The organism is Iocasia fonsfrigidae, assembly GCF_017751145.1.
Classification (GTDB): domain Bacteria; phylum Bacillota; class Halanaerobiia; order Halanaerobiales; family DTU029; genus Iocasia; species Iocasia fonsfrigidae.
In genome coordinates, this window is sequence record NZ_CP046640.1 from 2,018,832 (window position 1) to 2,032,118 (window position 13,287).

A 13,287-nucleotide genomic window follows, 5' to 3' on the forward strand; every position below is an offset into this window, starting at 1 on the left:
AGAGAATTCAATTGAATCTCAAGACAAGAAAATGTCATAAATTAAAAGGCGATTTAACCATACCCGGTGATAAATCCATCTCACATCGGGCAATAATCTTTGCTTCACTGGCTAAAGGATATTCAAACCTTATTGGTTTGTTGGAAAGTGAGGATTGTCTTAAAACTTTAAATGCCTTTAGATTGATGGGTGTACCAATTGAGAGAAACTCTAAAGGCAATTATACTATCAAAGGTGTAGGTCTCAAAGGGCTCAAAGAAGCAGACAGGGTTATTGATTGTGGTAATTCAGGGACCAGTATGAGATTATTGACTGGTTTATTGGCTGCACAGGATTTTTATACAGTTTTAAGTGGTGATACTTCATTGCGAAAGAGACCAATGGATAGAATTATAAAACCCTTAAGAGAAATGAAAGCAAAAATATGGGCAAGAAGAGACAATTATGCCCCCCTTAGTATAAAAGGTAGTCAGCTAAGTGCTATAAACTATACTCTACCTGTAGCAAGTGCTCAGGTTAAATCGGCCTTATTATTGGCAGGACTATATGCAGATGGAAAAACAATATTACGTGAGCCAGGTCTTTCCCGGGATCATACTGAAAGGATGTTACAAGGGTTTGGGGTTAATTTAAAGAAATCAGGTCTGAGCATAGAATTAGACCTACAGAAAGATAGATTAGAGGGACAGGAGATAGTCATACCTGCTGATATTTCATCAGCTGCCTTTTTTATTACTGCTGCTTTAATAATAGATGATAGTGAACTATTATTAAGAAATGTTGGCATTAATCCCAGTAGAAGTGGTTTCCTAAAGGTAGTTAAAGATATGGGGGGGGACTGTCAGCTTATCAATAAGCGAGTGGTTAGTGGTGAACCAGTGGCTGATATAATTGTTAAAAGTAGTAAGTTAACAGGGGCAAATATCAGTGGTGATCTTATTCCGACTTTAATTGATGAATTACCTATTATTGCTATTCTGGCAAGTAGGGCTGAGGGTAGAACTGTTATCAAAGATGCTGCTGAATTACGGGTTAAAGAAAGTGATAGAATTACTAATATGATCAGTATATTATCCAATATGGGAGTAAATGTTCAGGAACTTACAGACGGTATGATTATTAACGGTCCAGTTGAATTAAAAGGTGGGTTTGAAGTGGATAGTTCAGGTGACCATCGGATAGCAATGACAGTTGCTATTGCCGGTTTGCTGATTGATGAGCCAATCTTAATTAACAATAGTGATTCTATCAAAACCTCTTTTCCAGAGTTTATCGATTTATTGAACAAGTGTTCTATTACATAGTTTACAGTTTTGACTGATTAATAGAATATATTTACAAAGAATTGTTTAAATACCGATAATTTTATCGGTATTAATTTTATTTTTAAATAAATATTCCTTTTATTAAATCAAAAGAAGGATTTTGAAAAAGAATATAGAATAGAATAAGCGAAAGAGGTGATAGATTTGGTGGGGACAATAGCTATTGATGGTCCGGCTGGTGCCGGTAAAAGCACTATTGCCAGGATACTAGCTAAAAAACTGGGGTATAAATATATAGATAGCGGTGCAATATATAGAGCTATTACCCTTCTGGCTATTGAGCAAGGTGTTGAAGCAGAAGATGAAATTGGCTTAAATAGAATAGCAAATAATATTAAGATAGAATTTTCACCCCCTGATCAAAATGGAATAAATCGAGTAATACTTAATAAGGTGGATGTAACAGACAAATTAAGAGGGGGTATTATTGATAAGAATGTCTCCAGGATCGCCCGTGTGAAGGGTGTCAGGGATGCCCTTTTGATTATACAGCGGAGGCTTGCTGAGGATAATAATATTGTTATGGATGGAAGGGATATTGGTTCCAGGGTTTTACCAGATGCTGAGTTAAAATTATATATAACAGCATCTATTGAAGAAAGGGCACAGCGACGTTTTACTGAATTAAAAGAAAAAGACATCGATGTAGACTATGAGGATATAAAATCAGAGATATATAAAAGGGATAAGCTGGATAAAGAACGCAAGATATCCCCTTTAGTTAAGGCAGAAGATGCCTTTTTGCTGGATACTACTGATATGTCTATCAATGAGGTTCTTGCCAAAATTATTGAAATTAAAAAAAAGGTGGAGAGGGATGAGGATGTTTCTTTATAGTGTTGGATATACTGCTTTTAAACTATATTTTAAGCTGGCCTATAAATTCAAAATAAATGGTCAAAATAATATACCTGAAAATGGTCCTTTTGTGGTAATGGCTAATCATATTACCCTATTTGATCCACCTATTGTAGCCTGCAGCCTGGAACGCAGAAAAACTGTGCATTTTATGGCTAAGCAGGAGCTTTTTAAGAATCCCTTATTTGGGTATATCTTAAAAAAGGTTGGTGCCTTTCCAGTAAAAAGGGGAAGGGCAGACAAAGGGGCAATAAGAAAGGCCTTCAATATTCTTGAAAATAGAGGTGTTCTAGGTATTTTTCCTGAAGGTAGTAGGCAAAAACCGGGTAAACTGGGTAGAGCTAAATCAGGCTCTGTTATGATTCCTATCAAAATGAAAGTGCCTATCCTGCCGATGAGTATTAAAATTGAGAAGCGTGAAATAACTGTTTCTATTGGTAAATTATTTGAACTAGATAAATACTATAATAGAAAAGTACCACGTAATGAATTAAAAGAGGCTGGTGATATTATAATGGAAAAAATAAATCAGCAGTTATTACTTTCGTAGTTTTTTTTTATTTTTTTCATTATTAAAGCAGGATTCTAAGAATTAATGAAGAAATCATATAATTGGTATGAATTATATTTAATTAATAATGGGTATACTATTTTAAGTATCATTGAGTTGCTGTTGGAAGGTTTGTTCTTGTTGGATTGGAAGGAGGTGAAGGGTCTGGAGGTTTATACTGCCGAGGAAGCAGGATTTTGTTTTGGGGTTAAACGGGCAATCGAAATGGCAAAAAATGCCGCTGATGATGAAAGAAAACTTTCTGTCTATACCCTTGGACCCATTATTCACAATCCACAGGTTGTTGAAAAATTAAAGGGATTAGGAATTGAACCAATTAATTCCATAGATGATATAGATGAAGGAATCATTATTATCAGGTCACATGGTGTAGCACCTGAGATTATTACTAAAGCAAAAGAGAAAGGTTTACATATACTTGATGCAACATGTCCTTTTGTAAAAAAGGCTCAGCGGTATGCACAGCTACTCATTGAAGAAGATTATCAGACTATTATTTACGGAGATCATCAACACCCTGAAGTAGTTGGTATCTATGGTGCTACAGATAAAAAGGCTGTTATTTTAGACAATGTTGCTGACCTGGCTAGGATACCTTTGAAAATGCAGAGTTGGTCTAGTAGCACAGACAACAAAGTCTCCTGATTCTTTTAAAGAGTTAGTTTCATCAATTATTATTAGGGTAAAAGAATTAAAGGTTTACAATACAATTTGTAATACAACAGAAACTAGGCAGCTAGCTGCTGCTAAATTAGCCCGTAAGGTTGATTTAATGTTTGTAATAGGGGGGCATAACAGTGCTAATACAAATAGATTAGCTGAAATTTGTAAGGACACTGGAACCCCTACTTTCCACATAGAAACTGTTGAAGAAATTAACCAACAGTTAATAGATGGTAAGAAAAAAATAGGTATTACTGCAGGGGCATCGACCCCAGATTGGTTAATCAAGGAGGTTATTGAGGCTATGAGTGAAGAAGAAAAGAAAGATGTACAGCTTGACGAGACTATTGAACAAGAAGATAATAAGACAGCAGCTGTCTTAGAGGAAGAAACAAGTGAAAGTGTTGATGTTGAGGTGACTGAGGAAACAGGGGATAACGTTGAGGATAAAGATCAGCAAGAAATTGATTATAGTGTTAATGATATTGCTGATTTAAAGAAAGGGCAGACTGTCAAAGGAACAGTAACACAAATTAAAGATGATGGTGTCTATGTAGACGTCAATTATAAATCTGATGGATTTATCCCATTAAGGGAATTAAGTCATAAACCTGTATCTGACCCTAATGAAGTTGTAGAATTAAATGAAGAAATTAATGTAATTATACTTACCCTTGAAGATGATGAAGGTAATATGATTCTTTCTAAAAAACGTGCTGACTATGAAAAAGCCTGGGAAAATATTATGGAAGTATATGAAAATGATGAAGTAATAGAGGCTAAGGTTAGCAAGGTAGTTAAAGGTGGTTTAGTAGTCGATGTTGGTTTAAGGGGTTTTATACCGGCTTCTCATGTAGCAATAGGGTATGTAGAGGATTTAAATAAATATGTAGACCAGACCCTGAGATTAAAGGTTATTGAAGTTGAAAGAAACAATAATAATGTAGTTCTTTCAGCCAAAAAAGTACTTGAAGAAGAAAGGGCAGAAATGAAAGAAAAGACCCTTGATTCTCTAGAAGAAGGTCAAGAGATTGAGGGTACGATCACTAAATTGGTAGATTTTGGTGCTTTCGTTGATTTAGGTGGTGTAGAGGGATTACTTCATATATCTGAGATGTCCTGGGGTAGAATAGAACACCCTTCTCAAATATTTGAAGAAGGCCAGAAGATAAAGGTGAAAGTACTTGGTGTAAATAAAGAAGAGGAAAGAATTTCCCTTGGCTATAAGCAATTATTACCTGATCCCTGGGAAGAATTTGTCCGCAAACATTATGAAGGTGAAGTTGTGACAGGTACCATTACAAAAATAGTAGATTTTGGTGCTTTTGTAGAGATAGAAGATGGTGTGGAAGGCCTAATTCATATATCCCAACTCTCACACCGCCATGTCAAAACCCCTGATGAGGTTGTATCTGTAGGGGAAGAAATACAGGTTAAAATAATTAATATTAGTGAAGGACAGAAAAGAGTTGGTTTAAGTATTAAGGAATTAGAAGAAAAGCCCCAGTCCCAAAAGGAAGTAAAACCACAAGCATCTGCTAAAAAAGGAGAAACTGAAGAAGAGGGTAGTGGTGTAACACTCGGAGATATATTTGGCAGTATGTTTGATGATGATAATGAATAAATAAAAATATAAAATAATTTTAAACCCCATCACAGCTGTGATGGGGTTTTTGCTGTTTAACAGTATTCTTCATGAATATAGAAATAGTAATCAGGGAAGGCTAAGGGTAAAGACTTTTATGGAGGTGTATGGATATGACAATAGGTGTTATTATATTAGTTATTACAGGATTGTTAGTCTACTTTGGGGCAGCCCATCGAGTCCTGGACCGCTTGCATTTAACTGATTCTATGGCACTGTTTTTTATTGCCTTAATTATTATTGGTAGTTATTTTGAACTCACTATCAGGCGTTCACCCTTACTTACTATTAATATAGGTGGTGGTCTTATCCCCATTGCTCTGGCTTTTTATGTCCTGTATAGGGCAGATTCCAGTAAGGAATTAATCAGAGCTATAGTAGCAGTTGTTCTAACTGCCGGAGCTATTTATGGTATAAGTTATTTTTTTAGGGATTTTGGACATGGTAGAGATATTATAGACCCCTTATATCTCTATGCAGTTAGCGGGGGTATAATAGCCTATATTTTAGGTAGATCAAGAAGGGCTTCATTTATAGCAGGTACCCTGGGGTTTTTATTGTTTAATCTGTTTACATATTACAGGGTCTTAACAGGTAGGATTGTTTCTCAGGTGCGTATAGGTGGTGCTGGTGCCTTTGATAGTATCATTATTTCTGGAATTCTAGCGGTTTTACTGGCAGAAATAATAGGGGAATCAAGGGAACGATTACAGGGCGGACCTGCCGGAGAAAAAAACAGGGGGGATAGCAATGAAAAATAATAAAGTATATGCAGGATATATTTTCTGCCTGCTTTTATTCTTTTTTCTTTTTCCTACAGTAGTGCTCGGAGATGATTTTATTGGACATAGGGAAGAAGATACAGTAATGGTTTATGATGAACAGGGCAATTATGTTTTTGCAACTGCTATGGGTGTTAGTAGTGGAGATCGATATATTAATGAGGATAATATAGAATTTGAAGTTAAAAGCATTAATGGTAAAAGGGCTATTGCCCAAAACAAAGGAAAAGTTGATCTCTTTCAGGGTCTAAACAGAACAGAACTTACCCCACTGGCAGCCCAGGGAAAAAAGTTAATTGGAATATACTTTACACATAATGATGAGAGTTATCGACCTGGGCCTGAGAGTATTGAGGGCCAAGGAGAAATACATGATATCGGCTATCAATTAAAAAATGCCCTGGAAAAAATGGGAATACAGGTAATAATAAAAGATAATCTACACCTGCCCCATGATGGTGCAGCCTATGAGCGGTCCAGGGCATCAGCTACAGATTTAATAAAAAATAGGCCTGATGCTATTTTTGATTTACACCGTGATGCAATACCCCAGGCACATGAATACCTGGCCAAGATTAATGGACAGTTAATAAGCCAGGTACGGTTAGTAGTGGGGAGACAGAACCCCAACCTTAGTGTTAATGACAATTTTGCTAAACAATTAAAGGCAGTTTGTGATGAAAAATATCCAGGTTTAATTAAGGGTATATTTTATGGTAGTGGCAATTATAATCAACAATTGTCAACCCATTCCCTATTACTGGAATTTGGCACCCATGTTACAACTGAAGCCCAGGCTGCTTCAAGTGCTACAATGATTGCTGATTCTATAAATAGTCTTCTTTACGGTGATAATATTAGTAATCAGGAGGGTAGGAATATTGAATCAAAAAATGCCTATAAAACTATAGCCTGGATAGTGACTATTCTATTTGTTGGTATTCTTGCTTTTTTATTTATAAATGAAGGGAGCTGGCAGGGAGTAGTAAACAGGATAAAATCTTTTCTGGGGAGAGAGATAATAGATAGAGGAGAAAAATAATGTTTAAATATGGTGAACTTTTAGTAGTGAGTTTTTTACTGGGCACCCTGGCCCGTGCCTTTATGCTGAGGATTGATTATCGTCAGTTCCCTAGTTTCCCTCATTCCTATGTAATTCATTTGATCCTTGGTGGGATAGCTGCTGCCCTGGGGGCTCTGGTAGTACCAGTACTATTGGAGAAAGAATATATTGCCATTACCTTCTTAACCCTGGCTGCACAGCAGTTTAGAGATGTTAGAAATATGGAGCGAGAGAGTCTAGCCCAGATTGAAGAGAATGAGCTTATTCCCCGTGGTAAGGCCTATATTGAAGGTATTGCTAAATTGTTTGAGGCTAGAAATTACCTTGCATTAGTAACTGCTTTAATAACAAGTCTGGTCTACTTTTACTTTAATTGGTATTTAGGGATTTTAGCTGGTTCTCTATCTGCTTATCTCCTTCATTTGTTTATGAAAGGCCCAACTGTTGCTGATATAGCAAGGGTTGAATTAAAAGAACTTACAATTAAAGGTTATAATATTGGTGTAGATGATATTATAATAATGAACATAGGCGAAAAAGAGGCCCTTGAAAAATGGCAGCAAGAAGGCCTGGGGATTAAAATCATACCTAAAGATGAAAATGCCCGTACTACCCTATCAAATTTAGGTCAGAGACAAGCTATCTTACATGACCTGGCTGTTTTAATGGGGGTAAAATTAGATAAGGGCATGCAGCAATTTACCCCCTTGGCCAGACTTGATCTTAACTATGGTACTTTAAATATAATTTTTCTACCTCAGGAACCGGACTGGGAATTTATTAAACAGGCCATTGAAAAGATACCTGTACTGGAAAGTTCTCAACAAAAACCATTAAAGTCTAAAATAGGACGGAAAGCAGCTGATTGATTTGGAGGGTTGGACATGGAAGTGGGAATAACCGATAAAATAGTAGCTGTTATTACCTTAAAGAATAATGATTATAAAGTTGGTGGTGCCTTACCAATATTTTATACTGATACAAAAGAGGAACTGGAAGAGATAAGTGTATTACTGGCACGCATTACCCTTGGTATGGTACATGATCTGGGAAATGGGGTTAAATTGGTTATCAAACACTAATTTTCAGAGGAGTGTTAAATTGTCAATAATTTTTTGTTGTCAGGAAATGAGTTTGTTGTCTTATTTTGCTGTAGAGGCTTATTTACATCAGAGCTGTAAGCCCTCATATGAAGAGATTATGACTGTAATAGAAGAGAAATATACGATAATGAATAAACCTGCTGCTGGAGAATTAATTAGGTTGACCAATAACACCTATCTGTTGGAAGTAAAAAAATACTATGAAATTGTCAGGAAGGCCCTGATTGGTTATAATAAAATATTTACTAATGACTGTAAAATTGTCTTTTTGAATTTAAATAAATATGAAAATTATTTGATTAAGACCGGCTATTTTTTAAAGAAACTAAAATTAAATTATTTATCTAAAAAAATAATTACTTATGGTCTCAAATACTCTGCAGCTGAACTATTAAAGCAAAGCTGGAAATTAGAGACCTAATATTAGTAAGTGAGTGATTAAATGATTATTATCTATCATTGTTATGGAGGTGCCCATTCATCTGTTCTGAGCGCAGGAATACATACCAATAGATTGCCTGTGGACAGGGTTCCTAGCAGAAAAGAAATTCTTAAACTTCCTTATTTTGATAAAACAGAGAGTCAGGAAATTGGTATACCATTTTATTTTGGAAAGGATGAATATAATAATAAGGTATATATTCAGGGCATGGGTAGGGCAGAAAAAATAGTGCTTAATACTTTAGATAGCTTCTTAGAAGAAAAAAAGATAAATAAAAATTTAGTATATGTTCAAAACACACTTAAAAAAGTGAATATTCTTGTCAGAATTGGTGGATTTATGTCCCGAGGGCTCGACATGGTCTTCCCTGGTAGATTGTTGACTGTTTATGGACTACAACTGGCTTATCCTAATTTTATTGGACTGGTAAGGACTGTAAAAGAGGAAATATCTATTGCTTACAAAGATAAAATATGATATTATTCCTTACAGGAGGTCAGTTGGATGCTGGAGATAGCAGATGTAATAAAAGATAGTATTGCTGACGAAATGGGGTTAGCTAAAGGAGACCTGATTTTAGAAATAAATGGAGAATATATTAATGATTATATTGCTTATCAATATATAACAGCCGATGAAAGATTGGATATATTAGTAAAAAAGCTGAATGGTGAATACTGGGAGTTAAATATTAATAGAACTCCCGGGGAGGAACTGGGAATAATACCTTCAGGGATAATCTATGATGATTTAAAACTATGTCAGAATAATTGTCTCTTTTGTTTTGTGAAACAGCAGCCCTCCAATATGCGAGAGTCATTGATGCTTAGAGATGATGACTATCGTTTTTCCTTTTTACAGGGTAGTTTTATTACCCTGACAAATCTATCAGATGAAGAATTCGGAAGAATTATTGAACTAAAACTGAGCCCTCTAAATATATCTGTACATACAACAAATCCCAGCTTAAGGATTGAAATGATGAAAAACCCTGCTGCCGGTAAGATAATGGAGCAGCTTAAAAAGCTGGCAGCAGCTAAGGTTGAATTTAATACCCAGATAGTCCTCTGTAAAGGTATAAATGATGGTCAGGAACTAGACAGAACCATTAGTGATTTGATCAGCCTTTATCCAGCTGTTAAATCAATTGGGATTGTACCTGTTGGTTTAACAAAATACAGGGATAAGCTGAGTAAACTTCTTTCTTATGATAAGGTCGCTGCCCGAGAGGTAGTAAAACAGGTTCAGAATTGGCAGGGGTTAATTAAGAAAAGGTATTCTAGTAATTTTCTCTATTGCTCTGATGAATTATACCTTTTAAGTACTTATAAGTTACCAGTATATGATGATTATAATGGTTTTCCACAACTGGAGAATGGTATTGGTTTAACCAGGCAATTATGGCAGAAATTTAAATCCTTAACCAGTACTTTACCTGAAAAAATATCAGACAAAAAAATAATTGGTATTATAACAGGTTTACTGGGAGCAGAGGCACTTAAACCAGTAGTTAATAGGCTTAAACAGATAAATAATTTGTCTGTAAGTTTAATCCCTGTTAAGAATGATTATTTTGGACAAGGTGTTACAGTTACGGGCTTATTAACAGGACAGGATATAATAAAAAGATTAAAGGATATAGATATTAAAGAAATTATTATTCCAGGTATTGCTTTAAATGAAGAGGGTTTTTTCCTGGATGATATAAGGTTAGAGGATATTAGAAAAAAATATATAGATAAAAATATTTATGTTTGTTCAAATATTGAAGAATTAGTGGAGGTGGTATCAGATGGCTAAACCAGTTGTAGCGATTGTAGGAAGACCGAATGTCGGTAAATCAACCCTCTTTAATCGTTTGGCAGGTAATAGAATTTCTATTGTTGAAGGAGAGCCCAATATTACCCGTGATAGGGTTTATGCGGATATATCCTGGTTAAACAATGCATTTATCATGGTCGATACAGGGGGATTAGAACCTTCAAATGATGATTTGATTAAAAACAAAATAAAATATCAGGCTGAAATTGCTATGAATGAAGCCGAGTTAATTTTATTTATAGTAGATGGTAAAAGTGGAATTACTACCATTGATCAGGAGATAGCCCAATTACTGAGAAGGACAAATAAGAAGGTTATTCTCGTGGTTAATAAGGTGGATGATTTTTCTAATGCAGAACAGTTAAAATGGGATTTTTATTCCCTGGGGTTTGATGAACCAGTATCAATTTCTGCAGAGCACGGTAAAAATACAGGTGATCTACTGGATATTATTGTCGATAATCTACCACATATACCAAATGATAATGAGAGAGATGACCTCTTAAATATTGCAATAATTGGTAAACCTAATGTAGGAAAATCATCCCTGGTTAATTATATTGTTGGTGATGAGAGGGTAATAGTAAGTGATATTCCCGGTACTACCAGAGATGCTATTGATACTATAGTAGAAAAAAATGGTGTCAAATATAATTTAATTGATACTGCTGGCCTCAGGCGCAAATCACGTGTTAAGGAAGCAGTTGAATACTATAGTGTCCTGCGTACTATCAGGGCTGTTGAAAGGGCTGAGGCCTCATTAATGTTAATTGATGCCACAGAGGGTATTACTTCACAGGATAAAAAGATTGTAGGCTATGCCCATGAAAGTGGTAAAGCTATAGTGATAGGGGTAAATAAATGGGATCTTGTAGATAAAGATAATAAATTAATGGAAGATTATAGAGATGAGATTTATTACCAGTTAAAATTCCTTAATTATGCCCCGATAACTTTTATTTCTGCCCTTACAGGTGAACGGGTAGATGAAGTGATTAAACTACTAGAATATAGTATAGACCAGAATAATATGCGAATTAAGACAGGTGTTCTTAATGAGGTTCTGGAAGAGGCTATTTTATTAAGGGAACCACCTGCTGTAAAAGGAAGGAGATTAAAACTCTACTATGCTACACAGGTAGGAATAAAACCCCCTACTTTTGTATTATTTGTAAACAATCCGGACTTAATGCATTTTTCATATCAAAGATATTTAGATAATACTTTAAGAAAGGCCTTTGGATTTATTGGCACATCAATTAGAATAAAATTAAAGTCAAGGAAATAGAGGTGATCTTTTGTTAGTCTTATTTATTATTCTCATTTGTTATCTAATAGGGGCAATACCCTTTGCCTTTATTACCACCCAGTTAATTACAGGTAAAGATGTTAGAAAATATGGTAGTGGAAATGTTGGTGCTACTAATGCATCGCGTTTATTAGGATTTAAGTTTGGTGTTTTGGTGGCATTGTTAGATATATTTAAAGGATATATAGCAGTCCTGATTGCTAATTTTTTTCTGGTTGATATGCCGATTTATTATCTCTTACTGGCTTCACTGGCTGTGATAATTGGCCATAATTGGTCTGTTTTTCTAAAGTTTTCTGGGGGAAAAGGGGTTGCTACTACTGTTGGTGTTTTGTTGAGACTGTTACCGGTAGCCTTTTTGATTTATGCCCTCATCTGGATATTTGTTATTATATTATCCAAATATGTTTCACTTGGTTCAATAATGGCAGCAATGTCTTTACCCTTGACTTTCTTTTTCTATACAGAAGAAGCAATATATATTGTTTTTGCTATTATAATAGCCCTCTTTGTTATTGCCAGGCATTACTCCAATATTCAGAGACTACTTAAAGGGGAAGAAAGAAAAATCAATTTTTCATTGTTAGTAAACAAAGGTGATGGCTGATGAAGAAAATCACTATTATAGGAGGAGGAAGCTGGGGAACAGCTATTGCCCAGCTTTTAGCAGATAATGGACACCAGGTGTTGCTTTATCTCCGTGATAAGAAACAGAAATTTAATATCAATCAGAGAAGGCGTAATGCAAAATATTTTCCACAGAAAGAATTGTCCAAAAATATTACTGCAACCCTGAATTTACAGGAGGCGGTAAATCTTACCGAGATAATTTTTTTTGCGGTTCCAACCTATGCAACCCGTAAAGTTGCCCAAGCCATTAGACCCTTTATAACAGATAAAAAAATAATTGTTTCAACTGCTAAAGGGATCGAAGAAGATACTTTTTTAAGGAATTCAGAGATTATAAAAGAAGTACTGGATCTGCCGGTAGTTGTACTTTCAGGTCCCACACATGCAGAAGAAGTAATTAAGGGCTTGCCGACTGCAGCAGTGGTTGCTTCCCTCTGCCAGAATAAGGCAGTTGAAGTACAGGATCTGTTAATGTCAGCAAGTTTCAGGGTATATACAAACCCAGACCTTGTGGGGGTAGAGTTTGCTGGTGCTATTAAAAATATTATTGCCCTGGCTGCTGGTATAGCTGATGGTCTTGCCTATGGGGATAATACTAAGGCTGCACTGGTTACCAGGGGACTGCATGAAATGAGCCGTCTAGGATATACTATGGGGGGTAAATTACTGACCTTTGCTGGTTTAACTGGCATGGGTGATTTAGTGGTCACCTGTACCAGTATGCACAGTAGAAACAGGAGATTTGGTATTAAAATCGGGGAGGGCCTAGAACTTAGTGAAGCATACAAATCAATCAATCAGGTTGTTGAAGGGGTCAGGACAACCAGGGCTGTCTACGAATGGTTCAAGAAACAAAAGTTTGATTTTGAAATACCGATAACAAGGGAAATATATAATGTCTTGTTTAATAATAAAGACCCTTTACAGGCTGTTGATGACCTTATGCTGAGGGGCCCAAAACATGAAATCGAAGAAGTTGTTCAAGACTTGGACTGGTAAAAAAAGATTCTGCTTGTTTTATTGCCGGGTCTTTTTTTTTATATAATGTAATATTTTAGACTTGCCTTCATATATA

General features: G+C 35.6%; 15 protein-coding genes and 1 pseudogene. All 16 read left to right on the plus strand.

Features of this window, described 5'->3' with window-relative positions:
- Positions 1-11 precede the first annotated feature (11 nt).
- The gene (gene aroA, locus GM661_RS09620) at positions 12-1,304 is read left to right on the plus strand and encodes a 3-phosphoshikimate 1-carboxyvinyltransferase (RefSeq protein WP_230866678.1); all 1,293 of its coding nucleotides are present in this window, start codon (positions 12-14) and stop codon (positions 1,302-1,304) included.
- A gap of 168 nt (positions 1,305-1,472) precedes the next feature.
- Positions 1,473-2,162, plus strand: coding sequence for a (d)CMP kinase (gene cmk, locus GM661_RS09625; protein WP_230869777.1), 690 nt, complete (start codon positions 1,473-1,475; stop codon positions 2,160-2,162).
- Positions 2,143-2,733 (plus strand): lysophospholipid acyltransferase family protein, encoded by a 591-nt coding sequence (locus tag GM661_RS09630; RefSeq protein WP_230866679.1) that lies wholly within the window; start codon positions 2,143-2,145, stop codon positions 2,731-2,733. Before cmk ends, GM661_RS09630 begins: the two co-directional genes overlap by 20 nt.
- Positions 2,734-2,778: 45 nt before the next feature.
- A complete protein-coding gene (locus GM661_RS18955; RefSeq protein WP_269059884.1) occupies positions 2,779-3,399 on the plus strand; it encodes a hypothetical protein in 621 nt (206 codons plus the stop codon).
- A gap of 22 nt (positions 3,400-3,421) precedes the next feature.
- Positions 3,422-3,664: pseudogene (locus tag GM661_RS18960) on the plus strand (bifunctional 4-hydroxy-3-methylbut-2-enyl diphosphate reductase/30S ribosomal protein S1); the annotation flags it as partial.
- Between the two features lie 57 nt (positions 3,665-3,721).
- Complete coding sequence (gene rpsA, locus GM661_RS09640) at positions 3,722-5,041, plus strand: 30S ribosomal protein S1 (RefSeq protein WP_230869778.1); 1,320 nt, start codon at positions 3,722-3,724, stop codon at positions 5,039-5,041.
- A gap of 134 nt (positions 5,042-5,175) precedes the next feature.
- Positions 5,176-5,823 carry a DUF1614 domain-containing protein gene (locus GM661_RS09645; protein ID WP_230866680.1) on the plus strand — a complete coding sequence of 216 codons (648 nt, stop codon included), beginning with the start codon at positions 5,176-5,178 and terminating at the stop codon, positions 5,821-5,823.
- Positions 5,813-6,886, plus strand: coding sequence for a stage II sporulation protein P (spoIIP, locus tag GM661_RS09650; RefSeq protein ID WP_230866681.1), 1,074 nt, complete (start codon positions 5,813-5,815; stop codon positions 6,884-6,886). The genes GM661_RS09645 and spoIIP overlap by 11 nt, the downstream gene beginning before the upstream one ends.
- On the plus strand, positions 6,886-7,776 hold the full coding sequence (locus GM661_RS09655) for a YIEGIA family protein (protein WP_230866682.1): 891 nt from the start codon (positions 6,886-6,888) through the stop codon (positions 7,774-7,776). The genes spoIIP and GM661_RS09655 overlap by 1 nt, the downstream gene beginning before the upstream one ends.
- A 15-nt stretch (positions 7,777-7,791) precedes the next feature.
- Positions 7,792-7,989 carry a capping complex subunit for YIEGIA gene (locus GM661_RS09660; RefSeq protein WP_230866683.1) on the plus strand — a complete coding sequence of 66 codons (198 nt, stop codon included), beginning with the start codon at positions 7,792-7,794 and terminating at the stop codon, positions 7,987-7,989.
- Positions 7,990-8,008: 19 nt separating this feature from the next.
- Positions 8,009-8,431, plus strand: a complete 423-nt coding sequence (locus GM661_RS09665) for a DUF3189 family protein (protein WP_230866684.1) — start codon at positions 8,009-8,011, stop codon at positions 8,429-8,431.
- 21 nt (positions 8,432-8,452) lie between these two features.
- Positions 8,453-8,929 (plus strand): DUF3189 family protein, encoded by a 477-nt coding sequence (locus GM661_RS09670; protein ID WP_230866685.1) that lies wholly within the window; start codon positions 8,453-8,455, stop codon positions 8,927-8,929.
- A gap of 27 nt (positions 8,930-8,956) precedes the next feature.
- Entirely contained in the window at positions 8,957-10,252 is a 1,296-nt protein-coding gene (locus tag GM661_RS09675) for a DUF512 domain-containing protein (RefSeq protein WP_230866686.1), read from the plus strand.
- Positions 10,245-11,561, plus strand: coding sequence for a ribosome biogenesis GTPase Der (gene der, locus GM661_RS09680; RefSeq protein ID WP_230866687.1), 1,317 nt, complete (start codon positions 10,245-10,247; stop codon positions 11,559-11,561). Before GM661_RS09675 ends, der begins: the two co-directional genes overlap by 8 nt.
- Positions 11,562-11,571: 10 nt before the next feature.
- Positions 11,572-12,189: a glycerol-3-phosphate 1-O-acyltransferase PlsY gene (gene plsY / locus GM661_RS09685; RefSeq protein WP_230866688.1), complete on the plus strand. Its 618-nt coding sequence runs from the start codon at positions 11,572-11,574 to the stop codon at positions 12,187-12,189.
- The gene (locus tag GM661_RS09690; RefSeq protein ID WP_230866689.1) at positions 12,189-13,211 is read left to right on the plus strand and encodes an NAD(P)H-dependent glycerol-3-phosphate dehydrogenase; all 1,023 of its coding nucleotides are present in this window, start codon (positions 12,189-12,191) and stop codon (positions 13,209-13,211) included. The genes plsY and GM661_RS09690 overlap by 1 nt, the downstream gene beginning before the upstream one ends.
- Positions 13,212-13,287: the final 76 nt, after the last annotated feature.